Source organism: Bacillus sp. AFS012607 (assembly GCF_002558005.1).
GTDB lineage: Bacteria > Bacillota > Bacilli > Bacillales > Bacillaceae_G > Bacillus_A > Bacillus_A thuringiensis_S.
In genome coordinates this window covers 11960-29292 of record NZ_NTVM01000021.1, presented here as the reverse complement: position 1 = coordinate 29292, position 17333 = coordinate 11960, and the positions used below count along the sequence as shown (strand labels likewise).

Here is a 17333-nt window from a genome sequence, read left to right as displayed (position 1 = left end):
CCTCCTTTCATTATAAGTTTATTATTTTTTAGCAGGTTTTGGTCGCTTAGTACCATATTTAGAACGTCCTTGCATACGTTTGTCAACACCAGCTGTATCAAGCGCTCCACGAACGATGTGGTAACGTACCCCTGGTAAATCCTTTACTCGACCACCGCGAATTAATACTACGCTATGCTCTTGTAAGTTATGACCGATACCTGGGATGTAAGCTGTAACTTCAATCCCGTTTGTTAAACGTACACGAGCGTATTTACGTAACGCTGAGTTAGGTTTCTTTGGAGTCATTGTACCAACACGAGTACATACACCACGTTTTTGAGGTGCAGAGATATCAGTTGATTTTTTCTTTAAAGAGTTAAAACCTTTGTTTAACGCAGGTGATTTAGATTTCCATACTTTATCAGTACGACCATTTCTCACTAATTGGTTAATAGTAGGCATTTGATTATCCTCCCTTCGCATGTTTGTATGACCACATATCCAGGTGGTTCATTATTAGTTGAAAACAAAGTTTTTGCAAGGAAGAGCAAATGCTCTCTCCTCACAAAAACAGTTTTAACTTATTATTCCTATTGCTGAAGCTCCCACTTGAATCCCCGAAACTTTTCCAAGCTTACGAACTGATTCAACTTTTGTTATGGGTATGTTATGTTGCAAAGCAGTGCGAATGATAACATGGGTTAACCGCACATCAGCATCTTCTGCAATAACAACTTCTTTAACTATACCATTTTTGATTGCTTCCAATGTTCGTTTATGACCAACGACTACATTTTCAGCATTTGACACTTTTTGATAAGACATATAAATATCCTCCAAAGCATCGTTCAGGAGCAACCTTGATTATAGTAACATTTTGACTCATACAATGTCAACTAGGATTAGCTGTTTTTATACAAAATTTACGACGGAAAATTTTACTGTTCCACATAAACTTCATCGTTTTCTACATTCATGTTATCTTGTGTTGTTTTTACAAGATCCACTTTACGATAACGATTCATACCTGTTCCAGCAGGAACAAGCTTACCGATAATAACATTCTCTTTCAATCCTAGAAGCTCATCGCGTTTACCTTTAATTGCTGCATCCGTTAAAACACGAGTTGTTTCTTGGAACGAAGCTGCAGATAAGAACGAATCTGTTTCAAGTGAAGCTTTTGTAATACCAAGTAGAACAGGTCTAGCTGTCGCTGGTTGTTTACCTTTCAGTAACACCTTCGCATTCGCATCAGTAAACTGATGGATATCTAGTAATGTTCCTGGTAATACATCTGTTTCACCTGCATCACTTACACGAACTTTACGTAGCATTTGGCGTACCATTACTTCTACGTGTTTGTCACCAATTTCTACCCCTTGCATACGGTATACTTTTTGAACTTCACGTAATAAGTATTCTTGCACTGCTGTAATGTCCGTTACTTTTAGTAATTCTTTCGGATCAATAGAACCTTCTGTTAACTCTTTACCGTGGCTAATTGGCTGTCCTGGAGTTACTTTCAGACGAGCACCGTAAGGAATAGCATACGTACGAGCTTCAACTTCACCCTGTACAACTACTTCTTGGCGATCTTTAACATCGTTGATCGCTGCGATAACACCGTCGATTTCACTGATAACTGCCTGACCTTTCGGATTACGAGCTTCGAAGATCTCTTGGATACGAGGTAAACCTTGAGTGATATCATCTCCGGCAACCCCACCTGTATGGAATGTACGCATCGTTAACTGTGTACCTGGCTCACCGATAGATTGAGCTGCGATAATACCTACCGCTTCTCCTACTTCTACGTCTGTACCAGTTGCTAAGTTACGACCGTAACACTTCTTACATACACCGTGGCGAGTGTTACACGTGAACGCTGAACGAATGTTTACAGTTTCAACACCCGAATTTTCAACGATATGAGCGATATCTTCAGTAATTAATTGGTTTTCACTAACTAATACTTCACCTGTTTCAGGATGTTTTACAGTTTTTCTTGCAAAACGTCCAACAAGACGATCATATAATGACTCAATTACTTCATTACCCTCTTTAATCGCACCAATTAATAGACCACGATCTGTTCCACAATCATCTTCACGGACAATTACATCTTGTGCAACGTCTACAAGACGACGCGTTAAGTAACCAGAATCGGCAGTTTTAAGTGCTGTATCGGCAAGACCTTTACGCGCACCATGCGTAGAGATGAAGTACTCAAGTACTGTTAAACCTTCACGGAAACTTGATTTAATTGGAAGTTCGATAATACGACCAGATGGATTGGCCATCAGACCACGCATACCAGCAAGCTGAGTAAAGTTCGATGCGTTACCACGGGCACCGGAATCACTCATCATGAAGATTGGGTTGCGTTTATTCAAGGATTTCATCAGTTTTCCTTGGATAACATCTTTTGCATTACTCCAAATAGAGATAACGCGATCGTAACGTTCTTCTTCCGTGATTAAACCGCGACGGAATTGTTTAATTACATTATCTACTTTTGCTTGTGCTTCATGGAGAATTTCATCTTTTTCACCTAATACAAGAATGTCAGATACCCCAACTGTAATACCAGCCTTTGTAGAGTACTTAAATCCTAAGTTTTTCATACGGTCAAGCATGCGAGATGTTTCCGTAATTTGGAAACGTTTGAATACTTCCGCAATGATGTTACCAAGGATCTTCTTGCTAAATGGTGCCACTTCTTCGCGACTAGCAATAATTTCTTTAATGTTCGCACCTTTTTCAACGAAATATTCCGCTGGTGTTTCTTTTTCAAGGTTTGAGTTTGTCGGTTCATTAATATAAGGGAACGACTCTGGTAAGATTTCGTTAAATATTAATTTACCAACTGTTGTTAATAGAAGCTTACCCTTTTGCTCTTCAGTAAACGTTACGTTATTTACTGAACTTGCAGCAACTGCAACACGTGTGTGCAGATGTACATATCCATTTTGGTATGCAAGTATTGCTTCGTTTGCATCTTTGAAGACCATACCTTCACCGATTGCGCCTTCACGCTCAAGTGTTAAGTAGTAGTTACCTAATACCATATCCTGAGATGGAGTAACAACTGGTTTTCCGTCTTTTGGATTCAAGATGTTTTGTGCCGCTAACATAAGAATACGAGCTTCTGCTTGTGCCTCTGATGATAACGGAACGTGAACCGCCATTTGGTCACCGTCAAAGTCCGCGTTGTATGCAGTACATACAAGTGGATGAAGACGAATTGCGCGACCTTCTACTAATGTAGGTTCAAACGCCTGGATACCAAGACGGTGAAGTGTTGGTGCGCGGTTTAGAAGTACTGGATGCTCTTTAATCACAGATTCTAAAACGTCCCAAACTTCAGGGTGTACACGCTCAATTTTACGTTTCGCACTCTTAATATTGTGTGCTAAGCCTTTTCCAACTAACTCTTTCATAACGAAAGGTTTGAACAGTTCAAGCGCCATTTCTTTCGGTAATCCACACTGGTACATCTTTAAGTTCGGTCCTACAACGATTACAGAACGGCCAGAGTAGTCAACACGTTTACCTAATAAGTTTTGACGGAAACGTCCTTGTTTACCTTTAAGCATGTGAGATAGTGATTTTAATGGGCGGTTACCTGGTCCAGTAACCGGACGGCCACGACGGCCATTATCGATTAATGCGTCTACAGCTTCTTGTAACATACGTTTTTCGTTTTGAACGATGATGCTTGGAGCACCTAGGTCCAATAGACGTTTTAAACGGTTGTTACGGTTAATTACACGACGATATAAGTCGTTTAAGTCAGAAGTAGCAAAACGTCCACCATCTAACTGTACCATTGGGCGTAGTTCTGGTGGGATTACTGGTAGAACATCTAAGATCATCCAAGATGGTTCATTTCCAGAGTTGCGGAATGCTTCTAATACTTCTAGACGTTTAATAGCACGAGTACGGCGTTGTCCTTGTGCTGTTTTTAATTCTTCTTTTAAGAAGTCTACTTCTTTATCTAAATCGATGTCTTGTAGTAGCTTTTTAATCGCTTCTGCACCCATAGCAGCTTGGAATGTGCTACCATATCGATCACGATATGCACGGTATTCTTTTTCAGAAAGTAATTGCTTCTTATCAAGTGGTGTATCTCCACTTTCTGTTACAACATAAGAAGCGAAATAAATTACTTCTTCAAGCGCGCGAGGGGACATGTCTAAGACAAGTCCCATGCGGCTCGGGATACCTTTGAAATACCAAATATGAGATACAGGAGCAGCTAATTCAATATGACCCATACGTTCACGACGTACTTTTGCACGCGTTACTTCAACGCCACATCGATCACAAACTACACCTTTATAACGTACACGTTTGTATTTTCCGCAATGACATTCCCAGTCCTTTTGTGGTCCGAAAATACGCTCACAGAACAAGCCATCTTTTTCAGGCTTTAACGTACGATAGTTAATAGTTTCTGGTTTCTTAACTTCACCGTATGACCAAGAACGAATCTTGTCAGGTGAAGCAAGTCCAATCTTCATATATTCAAAGTTATTTACATCTATCAAGGGGCCTACCTCCCTTTTAGTCTACAGGTTATCCCAATTATTCCTTAGTTGTCTCAACTTCAACATTCAATTTATCTGCTGATTGATGATCATCATCATCTTCTGTATCACGCATTTCAATTTCTGTATCGTCGCTAGACATCATTTTAACGTCCATACCTAAACTTTGCAGCTCTTTAATCAATACTTTGAATGATTCAGGAACGCCTGGTTCTGGAACATTTTCGCCTTTAACAATTGCTTCATAAGTCTTAACACGTCCAACAACATCATCAGACTTCACTGTTAAGATTTCTTGAAGAGTATAAGCAGCACCGTAAGCTTCAAGTGCCCAAACCTCCATCTCACCGAAACGCTGTCCACCGAACTGAGCTTTACCTCCAAGAGGTTGCTGCGTTACAAGTGAGTATGGTCCAGTAGAACGAGCATGAAGTTTATCGTCAACCATGTGCGCAAGTTTGATCATATACATGACACCAACAGATACGCGGTTATCGAATGGTTCACCAGTACGTCCGTCATACAGGATTGTTTTCGCGTCATTTGCCATACCAGCTTCTTCAATTGTGCCCCAAACATCTTCCTCACGAGCACCATCGAATACTGGTGTTGCAATGTGAATGCCCAGGTATCTTGCTGCCATACCAAGATGAAGCTCTAATACCTGACCGATATTCATACGAGATGGTACCCCTAATGGGTTTAACATAATATCGATTGGCGTACCGTCTGGTAAGTAAGGCATATCTTCTTCTGGTAAAATACGAGAAATAACACCTTTGTTACCGTGACGTCCGGCCATCTTGTCACCTTCAGAAATTTTACGTTTTTGAACGATATATGCACGTACAAGTTGATTCACACCTGGTGGCAATTCATCGCCATCTTCACGGTTGAATACTTTTACGTCTAAGATAATACCGCCACCACCGTGTGGTACACGTAGTGATGTATCACGTACTTCACGCGCTTTTTCTCCAAAGATAGCATGTAATAGACGTTCTTCAGCTGTTAATTCTGTTACACCTTTAGGTGTTACTTTACCAACAAGTAAATCTCCATCTTTTACTTCAGCACCAACGCGAATGATACCGCGCTCGTCAAGGTTACGTAATGCGTCTTCCCCAACGTTTGGAATGTCACGTGTAATTTCTTCTGGTCCAAGCTTCGTATCACGAGCTTCTGATTCATATTCTTCAATATGAATAGAAGTGTACACATCATCTTTTACAAGGCGCTCACTCATGATAATCGCATCCTCGTAGTTATAACCGTCCCAAGTCATGAAGCCAACAAGTACGTTACGTCCAAGTGCTAGTTCACCTAATTCCATAGAAGGACCATCCGCAAGGATTTCACCTTTTACAACTTCATTTCCAACACTTACGATTGGACGTTGGTTGTAACAAGTTCCTTGGTTAGAACGAATGAATTTTTGCATTTTGTAGCGATCTAAGTCGCCTTTTACTGTTTGACCGTCAACTTCTACATAGCGACGTACCCAAACTTCACGTGCTTCTACGCGCTCAACAACACCAGGATGTTTACAGATTACTGCAGCACCCGAGTCTTTTGCTGATACGTACTCCATACCTGTACCTACAATCGGAGATTCCGGATTCATTAACGGAACCGCCTGACGTTGCATGTTCGCTCCCATAAGTGCGCGGTTAGAGTCATCGTTTTCTAAGAACGGAATACAAGCTGTCGCTGCCGACACTACTTGTTTTGGAGATACATCCATGTAGTCGATGCGTTCTCTATTTGTGACAATATTTTCGCCACGGAAACGAGCTACGATATCTTCACTTAGGAATTCACCTTCATCAGATAATTTCATATTCGCTTGGGCTACAACATAGTTATCTTCTTCATCTGCTGTTAAATAATCAACATGCCCTGTTACAAGACCAGTTTCTGGGTCAACACGACGGTATGGTGTTTCAATGAAACCAAACTCATTTACTTTCGCGAACGAAGATAATGAGTTAATCAAACCAATGTTTGGTCCCTCTGGTGTTTCAATCGGACACATACGACCATAGTGGGAGTAATGAACGTCACGTACTTCAAAGCCTGCGCGCTCACGCGTTAAACCACCAGGTCCTAATGCAGATAGTCTTCGTTTGTGAGTTAACTCTGCTAATGGATTTGTTTGGTCCATGAACTGAGATAACTGAGAACTTCCGAAGAACTCTTTAATAGATGCAATAACAGGACGAATATTAATTAGTGCCTGTGGTGTAATTGCATTTGTATCTTGGATCGACATTCTCTCACGAACAACACGTTCCATACGAGAAAGGCCGATACGGAATTGGTTTTGTAATAGTTCTCCAACAGAACGCAGACGACGGTTTCCTAAATGGTCAATATCATCTGTATCTCCTACTTTGTATAGTAGGTTGAAGAAGTAACTGATAGAAGCAAGGATATCACCTGGTGTGATGTGTTTCACATCACGAGTAATGTTTGCATTACCAATTACATTAATTACGCGTTCGCCTTCCGACTCAGGAGCATAAATCTTAATAGATTGCAGCTCAACATCGCCTTCTACCACTCCACCCATTGGTTTCGCTGTTTTGAATCCAATGTTTTTCTCTAAGTAAGGTAAAATGCGATCAAGTGTACGACGATCTAAGATTGTTCCTTCTGCCGCTAAAATTTCACCAGTTTCTGGATCCACTAATGTTTCAGCTAAACGTTGATTAAACAATCTGTTTTTAATGTGTAACTTCTTGTTGATCTTATAGCGACCTACATTTGCTAAATCGTAGCGCTTTGGATCGAAGAAACGAGACACAAGTAAGCTCTTAGCATTTTCTACTGTTGGTGGTTCACCAGGACGTAGACGCTCATAAATTTCAAGCAATGCTTTTTCTGTGCTATCTGTGTTGTCTTTTTCTAATGTGTTGCTTAAGTATTCGTTATCACCTAAAAGCTCGGTGATTTCTTGATCAGAGCCAAACCCTAATGCGCGTAACAAAACAGTTACAGGAAGTTTACGCGTACGGTCAATACGCACATATACAACATCCTTAGCATCTGTCTCATACTCTAACCAAGCTCCGCGGTTTGGAATTACAGTAGCAGTAAAACCACGTTTTCCGTTTTTATCCACTTTGCCACTATAGTATACGCTTGGAGAGCGAACTAACTGGGAAACGATAACACGTTCTGCACCGTTAATTACGAATGTTCCAGTCTCTGTCATGAGTGGGAAATCTCCCATGAACACATCTTGTTCTTTTACTTCACCAGTTTCCTTGTTGATTAGACGCACTTTTACACGAAGTGGTGCTGCATACGTCACATCACGCTCTTTGCATTCGTCTACAGAGTATTTAGGTTCACCTAAGCTGTAGTCGATAAATTCAAGCGATAGATTTCCCGTAAAGTCTTCAATCGGAGAAATGTCTTGGAACATTTCTCGCAAACCCTCATCAAGAAACCACTGATAAGAAGAGGTTTGAATTTCGATAAGATTTGGTAACTCTAATACTTCACTAATACGGGCATAACTTCTTCGTTGGCGGTGGCGTCCGTATTGAACTAGTTGACCTGTCAACTGCTTCACCCCTCAAATCATGAGTATTATAAATGCACAAAAAAATTTGTGCAAAATCACAAATAAATACAACTACTGCTATTAGCGTAGTCTTTTTCTCTTAAAGATAAATACGTTGAGTCTTTCTACCTGCTCAAAAAAGAAAAATGGCTTCTATAAGAAAACCATCATTCTGTTTCATAATCTGCTGATTTTACTATCTTTTCCAAGAGAAACAAAAATATACATCTTTCTCAACGCAGAAAATCATATATTGGCATTGTATAATGTTAACATAGCCAAAAATAACCGTCAACGTTTTTTTGATTTTATGATATAATATCCTTTTTTCTTTTCTACAACCTCAACTTCAGAAAATACTTCCTCTAGTTTTTTCAGCGCAGATGGTGCACCTTGCTTCTTTTGAATAACAATCCAAAGTTCTCCACCTGGAACTAAATACTCCACAGCTTTTTCTAAAATTTCATGTACGACATCTTTACCCGCACGAATTGGAGGGTTAGATAGAATAGCAGCATACTTGCCATCTACATTTTCATAGACGCTACTTTGAAAAATACGTATATTCTCGATTTTGTTATTAGCGGCGTTTTCTTTCGCAAGTCCAAGCGCCCTTTCATTCACATCCACCATGTGAACTTCACGACCTTGAAACTCTTTCGCTAGCGACAAACCAATAGGACCGTATCCGCAACCTACATCTAATATATTACCTTTAATATCTGGCATTTGAAAAGCTTCAATTAAAAGACGGGAACCAAAGTCCACTTCGTTTTTCGAGAACACCCCATGGTCGGATAAGAAAGTAAATTGAGATCCACGAAGTGCAAATTCCCATCGCTTACGATCACTTTTACTAGAAGGGTCGTTAGAAAAATAATGGTCTGCCATATGGCCACCTCTCTTCTTTACAGTTAAAAAAAAAGCTCGCATGAGAGCGAGCTTTTTTTAAAGCATCAAAAGTTAATTACTTAACTTCTACAGCAGCGCCAACTTCTTCAAGTTTAGCTTTGATTTCTTCAGCTTCTTCTTTAGCAGCAGCTTCTTTGATTACTTTTGGAGTGTTGTCAACTAATTCTTTAGCTTCTTTTAAGCCAAGACCAGTGATTTCACGAACAACTTTGATAACTTTGATTTTTTGTGCACCAGCGCTAGTTAGTTCCACATCAAATTCAGTTTTCTCAGCAGCAGCTTCTCCAGCGCCACCAGCAACAGCTACAGGAGCAGCAGCAGTTACGCCGAATTCTTCCTCGATAGCTTTTACTAAGTCGTTAAGTTCTAATACAGTCATAGATTTAACTGCTTCAATGATTTGTTCTTTAGTCATTGTAAATATCCTCCCTTAAATAGGTTTGTATTGTTTTATCGATAATACGTAATTATCTTTTAAAAAATTAAGCGCCTTGCTCTTCCTTTTGTTCTGCAACTGCTTTAGTAGCAAGTGCAAGGTTACGGATTGGAGCTTGAAGAACGCTAAGAAGCATAGAAAGTAAGCCTTCACGTGATGGAAGAGTAGCGATTGCTTTAACCTCATCAAGTGTTACAAGTTTACCTTCGATTACGCCCGCTTTAATTTCTAAAGCTTCATGATTTTTAGCGAAGTCGTTTAATACTTTCGCAGGAGCAACTACATCCTCGTTACTGAACGCGATTGCGTTTGGTCCTGTTAAGAATTCGTTTAACTCAGCCATTTCAGCAGATTCTGCAGCACGACGAGTTAGAGAGTTTTTGTAAACTTTGAACTCAACGCCAGCTTCACGTAATTGCTTACGTAATTCTGTTGCTTCAGAAACTGTTAAACCACGGTAGTCAACAACGATCGTAGATTTACTAGCACGAAGTTTGTCCGCGATTTCAGTTACAACTTGTTGTTTAGTTTCGATTACTTTGCTCATGTTATTACACCTCCTGTAGATTATATAGAAGATGTACCGAAAGTGCACTAAAAACCTCCATGCCCAACTTGTAGACATGGAGGCATATAGTCACAGAAAAAAATTCCGTTTCGTATATTAACACCTAGGTAGGAAATTAAGTCTATTGACACCTACTGTCTACGGTACACTATTTAAATTCACAACATAAATGATTATATTAAATCTTCTTTATGAAGTCAACTTCCAATTTTTACGCTAATGTAGAAACGTCTACACGTACGCCAGGTCCCATTGTAGAAGCAACTGTTACGTTCTTCATGTAAGTACCTTTTGCAGCAGATGGCTTAACTTTTAATAAAGTATCAGCGATTGTTTTGAAGTTTTCTACTAATTTAGCATCTTCGAAAGATACTTTACCGATTGGAACGTGGATGTTACCAGCTTTATCAACGCGGTATTCAACTTTACCAGCTTTGATTTCGTTAACAGCTTTAGTTACATCGAAAGTAACTGTTCCAGTTTTAGGGTTTGGCATTAAACCTTTAGGTCCTAATACGCGACCAAGTTTACCAACTTCACCCATCATGTCAGGAGTTGCTACTACTACATCGAAATCGAACCAACCTTGTTGGATTTTACCGATGTAATCAGTATCGCCTACGAAGTCAGCTCCAGCAGCTTCAGCTTCTTTAGCTTTTTCACCTTTAGCGAACACTAATACACGTTGTACTTTACCAGTACCGTGCGGAAGAACAACTGCACCACGGATTTGTTGGTCAGCTTTCTTAGGGTCAACACCTAAACGGAATGCAGCTTCTACAGTTGCATCAAATTTAGCTGTGTTTGTTTTCTTTACTAATTCTACTGCTTCTGTTGCAGAGTAAGCAGCTGCACGGTCAACAAGCTTTGCAGCTTCTACGTACTTTTTACCTCTTTTAGCCATTTTTATTTCCTCCTCGAATGTGGTTTTAGCGGAATAACCTCCCACGTTTACGCCTGTTTTCAGGTATAACCTGAGGATGAGCGCCATCCATTTATTTAAAAACGATAATCATTTACGATAATAAAGGTTGCGAATTGGAATTCCAGACCCGCAACCTTTTTTTAAAAACAAATCGAATTAGTCTTCGATAACGATGCCCATACTGCGTGCAGTACCTTCAACCATACGCATTGCAGCTTCTACGCTAGCAGCGTTTAGGTCAGGCATTTTAGTTTCAGCGATTTCGCGTACTTTATCACGCTTAACAGTTGCCACTTTATTACGATTTGGTTCACCAGAACCAGACTCAATACCAGCTACTTTCTTAAGAAGAACAGCAGCAGGAGGAGTTTTAGTAATGAAAGTGAATGAACGGTCCTCAAATACCGTAATTTCAACAGGGATGATAAGACCAGCTTGATCTGCTGTACGAGCGTTAAACTCTTTACAGAAGCCCATGATGTTAACACCTGCTTGTCCTAATGCTGGACCAACTGGTGGAGCTGGGTTAGCTTTACCTGCAGGAATTTGAAGCTTTACCATTTTAATTACCTTTTTAGCCACGAGACACACCTCCTTAAGTCCGTGATGTGGTCAATTGGACAGTGATTTGCCCTCCCACGTCATATTTTATCTGTAAGGATAAAATCTTTCAAAAAACGCCTCCGATAATGAAGACGTACTGACTTAAAAGATATTATCACTTTTTACAATTCATTTCAAGTTTCATTTTATAATTTTTCAATTTGATGGAAGTCAAGTTCAACTGGAGTCTCGCGACCAAACATGTCCACAAGTACACTAACCTTTTTCTTCTCCACATCAATTTCTTCAATAGCACCTGTATAATCTGCGAATGGCCCCTCATTTACACGTACTGTCTCATGAAGTTCAAAGTCGAAATCAACCACTTCGTTGTCCATTCCCATATGTTTCATAATGGTAACAACTTCCTCTTCTAATAGAGGCGATGGCTTAGATCCAGAACCAGAAGAACCAACGAACCCAGTTACACCCGGCGTGTTACGTACAACATACCAAGAATCATCAGTCATGATTAATTCTACTAATACATAACCTGGGAACACTTTTCTTTTCATTAATTTTTCTTTTCCGTTTTTCATTTCTACTTCTACTTCTTCCGGGACAACAACACGGAAAATTTTATCTTGCATACCCATTGATTCTACACGCTTCTCTAGGTTTGCTTTTACTTTATTTTCATATCCAGAATAAGTATGGACAACATACCAACTTTTTTCCATTCATTTAGGACGAGCGTCCTTCCCTCCCTGACGTACATTTTTTTGCGCAAATGAAAAAACCCGTTCACCGGGCTTTTACACAGTTCTTATAAATAACATTATATCATGGATAAGTGCTTCTTATTCAAGAATTAACCAAGAATTAACCGAATTAAAGAAGAAATGCCCATATCAACTACTGCGAAGAAAATCGCAAAGAACACAACTGTAGCAACAACAGTCGCTGTTGAGCGGAGTAATTCATCTTTTTTAGGCCAACTTACTTTTTTCATTTCGCGACCTACATCGCCGAAAAAGTTCGTTAAACGCATCTGCGGGACCTCCAGTGTATTATTTCAATTATTTATTTTGTTTCCTTGTGAACTGTATGCTGATTGCATGTTTTACAAAACTTTTTTATTTCAAGTCGCTCTATTGAGCTCGTATCTTTCATAGTAGAGTAGTTTCGATTTTTACACTCTTCACATGAGAGTACAACTTTTTTCCTCATTAGTTACACCAACCTTGTAACATTATGTCCCTAAAAATGTATCATACAATAAAAGACAATGTCAATGACATGCATTTTGTACGCTCTACAAAAGAAAACAGGTGATTTATTTTACACCTGTTGCACTTGTTATTTGTTATGAATTTAAAGTTGTACTTTCTCGCATTTCCATATATCGTTCCAATTTCCTCTTCACCCGCTGTAAAGCGTTATCAATAGATTTCACATGTCTGTTTAACTGTTCTGAAATCTCTTGATAAGAACGCCCATCTAGATATAAAGAAAGTACTTTTCTTTCTAAATCGCTTAATAATTCTGATATTTTTGATTCTATGTCTGTATATTCTTCTTGGCTAATAATCATCTCTTCAGGATCAGTTACCTTCGCTTCAGAAATAACATCCAATAATGTTCGATCAGATTCCTCATCGTAAATCGGCTTATCTAAAGACACATATGAATTTAAGGGAATATGTTTTTGTCTTGTTGCCGTTTTAATAGCGGTAATAATTTGTCGAGTGATACACAGTTCAGCAAATGCTTTGAATGAAGACAGCTTGTCCTCTTTATAATCACGAATTGCTTTAAACAACCCTATCATACCTTCTTGAACAATGTCTTCTCGATCGGCACCCACTAAAAAGTAAGATCTTGATTTCGCGCGAACAAAGTTCTTATACTTGTGAATTAAATATTCTAGAGCGTCAGTATTACCTTTTCGAACTAACTCAACGATTGCCTCATCCTCTAAATCACGAAATGTAACGTCGCCTACACTTACGAAGCCTGCTTCCACCTTGATCCCTCCGACCGCTATTTATTTAGCAATATTATACAGTAAAAAGACAAAGAGCGTCAATGCTTCAACGCTCTCCTCTTCTTAATTTTTCTAATTTTTCTGTAATATCTTTACTAAATATCTTTCGCATGGCGGGTTGCTGTTCTTTCGTGTCTTTTGTACGCCTTCTTACTTGTTGCTCCATTGCCTGTACTTCCAACTCTAATTCACGCGCAGATTTCCGAAGGGCACCTTGCGCAAATATAACCCATTGTTCCGTGTAATCAGAAGTCGCAACATATATTCGTGTATTTATATTTCTAAGCTCTATCGCAAGTTGCTCTATCTTTTCATCTGCAGTTTGATTCTTTCGTGTGAATATTACTTCCACACGAGATTGTTTCATCTTTTTTTCAATACCATGTACTGTATAGGCATCAAAGACTATCATCACTTTTGTGCCTGTATAACCTTGATAATCCGCCATCTTATCAATAAGTGCATCTCTTGATGATTGTAAATCTACATCCCGCAGTTTCTTCAAATCTCCCCAAGCTCCGATAATGTTGTAACCGTCAACGATTAAAATATCGTTCATCTTTTATTTACCAATTTCGTGACGTTTACGATATACCTCATACATTAACAAACTTGCGGCTACGGAAGCATTTAAGGATGTAACTTTACCAACCATCGGTAGAGTGATTAGGAAATCACACTTTTCACCAATAATACGGCTCATACCTTTTCCTTCACTACCAATTACTAACCCAATCGGCATTTTACCATCTAAATTACGATAATCCGTTTTTCCTTTGGCATCTGTACCAGCAATCCAAAGTCCACGTTCTTTTAATTCATCAATTGTACGGGATAAGTTCGTTACGCGTGCAACAGGAATGTATTCAATTGCTCCTGTTGATGCTTTCGCAACTGACGCTGTAAGCCCCACAGCCCTTCTCTTTGGAATAATAATCCCATGAGCTCCTGTCGCATCAGCAGTACGCATAATAGAACCTAAGTTATGCGGATCTTCAATCTCATCTAAAATTAAGAAGAATGGATCTTCATTACGTTTTTCTGCCACTTTGAATAAATCTTCTAACTCCGCATACTGATATGCAGCTACTTGAGCGATTACACCTTGATGATTACCCTCAACTAATTGATCTAACTTTTTCTTTGGTGCATGTTGTAAAATAACCTTATTCTCTTTCGCTAACGCTAGTACAATCTGCACTTGTCCTTTGGCAGCACCTTCTGCGATCCAAATTTTATTAATATCTCTCCCTGATCGTAACGCTTCAATTACAGGGTTACGTCCGATAATATATTCACTACTCATGATGATGTGCCCCCTTCCTTTTCTTCTAAAACTGCAATTGCCTTATATACAATTTCGTCTAATCTTTCACGGTTATTTAATAAATGATGATAACCAATTAGCGCTTCAAAGGCTGTACTATGTCGATATGTTTGTACATCCGTATTTTTCGGAACCGTACCTGAATTTGCATTACGTCCTCTTCTTAATACCGCCTCTTCTTCCTCTGTCAAAAACGACGTCTCTAATAAATGATAAACAACTTTCGCCTGTGCTTTTGCTGAAACAAAGCTCGTCCCTAAGCGATGTAATTGATTAGGGCGAACCTTTCCTTTTTGAAGGAGGTGATAGCGGATATATTGTTCATATACCGCATCACCCATATACGCTAACGCCAAGCTGTTTAATTGCTTTGCATCAATCATCCTTATCCTCTTTTCCATCTTGTACCTTGAGCGGTATCTTCTAAAATAATATTACGTCCTTTTAAATCGTCACGAATTTGATCAGACAATGCGAAATCGCGATTTTTACGAGCCTCAATGCGCTTTTGGATAAGTTCTTCAATTTCTTCATCCAGCAATTCTTCTTGCGTTAATTCTAATCCTAAAATATCAAATAACGTTTCCAATTGTTTTACGTATGCTTCGATCACAACTTTAGATGTATGCTCTTCAAGTAAATATTGATTTGCATGATTGGCTACATTGTATAATTCGGTAATTGCATTCGCAGTGTTAAAGTCATCATTCATTGCCTCTTCAAATGCAGTCTGGAATTTCTCTATTTCAACTAACCATTTCTCATTATGGTCTGTTAAATCCGTACTGCTTTCCATACGATGCTTTAAGTTTCCATAAGCTGTTTTAATTCTTTCCAGCCCATTATTCGTACTTTGTAATAACTCTTCACTAAAGTTAATCGGATGACGATAGTGTACTGATAACATAAAGAATCTAATTAACTGTGGGTCGTATTGCTTAATAATATCGTGAACTAAAATAAAGTTACCAAGCGATTTAGACATCTTCTCATTGTTAATATTAATATATCCATTATGCATCCAGTAACGTGCAAACGTTTTTCCAGTCAATGCTTCCGACTGCGCAATTTCATTTTCATGATGCGGGAACGCCAAGTCTTGACCACCAGCATGAATGTCAATTGTATCCCCTAAGTACTTACGTGCCATTGCTGAGCATTCAATATGCCACCCTGGACGCCCTTGCCCCCAAGGGCTTTCCCAGAAGATTTCTCCTTCTTTCGCAGCTTTCCATAAAGCAAAATCAAGAGGGTCTTGTTTCTTTTCCCCCACCTCAATACGAGCACCGTGACGTAAATCTGCGATTGGTTGATGTGATAATTTACCGTAACCTTCGAATTCCTTCGTTTTAAAGTACACATCTCCCTCTGATTCGTATGCATACCCTTTATTCACAAGTTCTTGAATAAATTCAATAATGATATCCATATTTTCTGTTACACGAGGATGGACTGTTGCGTGTTTGCAACCTAGCGCTGTTACATCTTCAAAGTACGCTTCAACAAAACGATCAGCAATTGTCGGTACATCTTCACCTAATTCATTTGCCGCTTTAATTAATTTATCATCTACGTCCGTAAAGTTCGATACGTATTGCACATCGTACCCTTTATATTCTAGATAGCGACGTACTGTATCGAATACCATAGGAGGTCTTGCATTGCCAATATGAATGTAGTTATAGACTGTAGGTCCGCATACATACATCTTTACCTTATTTTCTTCTAATGGAACAAACTCTTCTTTTTGACGTGTTAACGTATTATAAATGTGAATAGTCATTTTTATCCTTCCTTTCTACCTTTACTTCCAGTTGTTTCTTCAATTTATCAAGTTCTACTTCCATAGCCTTTAATTTATCAAAAATTGGATCCGGAAGGTCAGAGTGATTTAATTCTTGACCAATCTTTACTCCATTTTGAATAACGACTCGGCCAGGTATACCTACAACTGTAGAATGTGCAGGAACTTCTTTTAATACGACAGACCCTGCCCCGATTTTAGAATTCTCTCCCACAGTAATAGAACCAAGGACTTTAGCACCCGTCGCAATTAATACATTATCCTGAATTGTTGGATGCCTCTTGCCTTTTTCTTTTCCTGTACCACCTAATGTAACCCCTTGATAAATTGTTACATTATCACCAATTTCACAAGTTTCTCCAATTACAACTCCCATTCCATGGTCTATGAAAAAGCGTCGACCAATAGTTGCTCCTGGATGAATCTCAATGCCAGTAAAAAAACGACTAACTTGTGAAACAAAACGTGCAAGAAAGAAAAAATCCCTTTTATAAAAAGCATGTGCAATTCGATGAGCCCAAACTGCATGTAATCCAGAGTAAGTTAAAATGACTTCGAAATAACCTCTTGCCGCTGGATCCTGTTCAAAAACGACTTCAATATCTTCCCGAAGCCTCTTAAACATCGATGTTCCCTCCCCTTTATGGGCTGCTTTTTCGAGTGAACTA

General features: G+C 39.1%; 18 protein-coding genes and 1 other annotated feature. All 18 genes read right to left on the bottom strand.

Going from position 1 to position 17333, the window contains the following annotated elements; translation table 11 throughout:
• Positions 1-21 precede the first annotated feature (21 nt).
• The 18 genes from rpsL to cysE all read right to left on the bottom strand — a co-directional run bounded on the left by rpsL (position 22) and on the right by cysE (position 17290).
• Complete coding sequence (gene rpsL / locus CN409_RS23015) at positions 22-444, bottom strand: 30S ribosomal protein S12 (RefSeq protein ID WP_001142341.1); 423 nt, start codon at positions 442-444, stop codon at positions 22-24.
• 114 nt (positions 445-558) lie between these two features.
• A complete protein-coding gene (locus CN409_RS23010; protein WP_000121833.1) occupies positions 559-807 on the bottom strand; it encodes a 50S ribosomal protein L7ae-like protein in 249 nt (82 codons plus the stop codon).
• Between the two features lie 113 nt (positions 808-920).
• The gene (rpoC, locus tag CN409_RS23005; RefSeq protein ID WP_000567944.1) at positions 921-4532 is read right to left on the bottom strand and encodes a DNA-directed RNA polymerase subunit beta'; all 3612 of its coding nucleotides are present in this window, start codon (positions 4530-4532) and stop codon (positions 921-923) included.
• Positions 4533-4569: 37 nt separating this feature from the next.
• On the bottom strand, positions 4570-8103 hold the full coding sequence (rpoB, locus tag CN409_RS23000) for a DNA-directed RNA polymerase subunit beta (RefSeq protein WP_000147553.1): 3534 nt from the start codon (positions 8101-8103) through the stop codon (positions 4570-4572).
• A gap of 291 nt (positions 8104-8394) precedes the next feature.
• Entirely contained in the window at positions 8395-8994 is a 600-nt protein-coding gene (locus tag CN409_RS22995) for a class I SAM-dependent methyltransferase (protein ID WP_000763259.1), read from the bottom strand.
• 76 nt (positions 8995-9070) lie between these two features.
• A complete protein-coding gene (rplL, locus tag CN409_RS22990; protein ID WP_000159736.1) occupies positions 9071-9430 on the bottom strand; it encodes a 50S ribosomal protein L7/L12 in 360 nt (119 codons plus the stop codon).
• 67 nt (positions 9431-9497) lie between these two features.
• Complete coding sequence (gene rplJ / locus CN409_RS22985; protein ID WP_000048717.1) at positions 9498-9998, bottom strand: 50S ribosomal protein L10; 501 nt, start codon at positions 9996-9998, stop codon at positions 9498-9500.
• A gap of 39 nt (positions 9999-10037) precedes the next feature.
• Positions 10038-10181, bottom strand: a sequence feature (ribosomal protein L10 leader region).
• Positions 10182-10230: 49 nt separating this feature from the next.
• Positions 10231-10923: a 50S ribosomal protein L1 gene (gene rplA / locus CN409_RS22980; RefSeq protein ID WP_002084079.1), complete on the bottom strand. Its 693-nt coding sequence runs from the start codon at positions 10921-10923 to the stop codon at positions 10231-10233.
• A 177-nt stretch (positions 10924-11100) separates the two neighbouring features.
• The gene (gene rplK / locus CN409_RS22975; RefSeq protein WP_001085872.1) at positions 11101-11526 is read right to left on the bottom strand and encodes a 50S ribosomal protein L11; all 426 of its coding nucleotides are present in this window, start codon (positions 11524-11526) and stop codon (positions 11101-11103) included.
• A gap of 167 nt (positions 11527-11693) precedes the next feature.
• Complete coding sequence (nusG, locus tag CN409_RS22970; RefSeq protein WP_000415794.1) at positions 11694-12227, bottom strand: transcription termination/antitermination protein NusG; 534 nt, start codon at positions 12225-12227, stop codon at positions 11694-11696.
• A gap of 131 nt (positions 12228-12358) precedes the next feature.
• Positions 12359-12538, bottom strand: coding sequence for a preprotein translocase subunit SecE (secE, locus tag CN409_RS22965; protein ID WP_001241323.1), 180 nt, complete (start codon positions 12536-12538; stop codon positions 12359-12361).
• 32 nt (positions 12539-12570) lie between these two features.
• A complete protein-coding gene (rpmG, locus tag CN409_RS22960) occupies positions 12571-12717 on the bottom strand; it encodes a 50S ribosomal protein L33 (protein WP_014481927.1) in 147 nt (48 codons plus the stop codon).
• A gap of 136 nt (positions 12718-12853) precedes the next feature.
• Positions 12854-13513 (bottom strand): RNA polymerase factor sigma-70, encoded by a 660-nt coding sequence (locus tag CN409_RS22955; RefSeq protein WP_000387198.1) that lies wholly within the window; start codon positions 13511-13513, stop codon positions 12854-12856.
• Between the two features lie 67 nt (positions 13514-13580).
• A complete protein-coding gene (locus CN409_RS22950; RefSeq protein WP_000997887.1) occupies positions 13581-14093 on the bottom strand; it encodes an NYN domain-containing protein in 513 nt (170 codons plus the stop codon).
• A gap of 3 nt (positions 14094-14096) precedes the next feature.
• Complete coding sequence (gene rlmB, locus CN409_RS22945; RefSeq protein ID WP_000093762.1) at positions 14097-14840, bottom strand: 23S rRNA (guanosine(2251)-2'-O)-methyltransferase RlmB; 744 nt, start codon at positions 14838-14840, stop codon at positions 14097-14099.
• Entirely contained in the window at positions 14837-15244 is a 408-nt protein-coding gene (locus CN409_RS22940; protein ID WP_000564265.1) for a Mini-ribonuclease 3, read from the bottom strand. Before CN409_RS22940 ends, rlmB begins: the two co-directional genes overlap by 4 nt.
• 2 nt (positions 15245-15246) lie before the next feature.
• Entirely contained in the window at positions 15247-16644 is a 1398-nt protein-coding gene (cysS, locus tag CN409_RS22935; protein ID WP_000152279.1) for a cysteine--tRNA ligase, read from the bottom strand.
• Entirely contained in the window at positions 16625-17290 is a 666-nt protein-coding gene (gene cysE, locus CN409_RS22930) for a serine O-acetyltransferase (protein ID WP_000476495.1), read from the bottom strand. The genes cysS and cysE overlap by 20 nt, the downstream gene beginning before the upstream one ends.
• Positions 17291-17333: the final 43 nt, after the last annotated feature.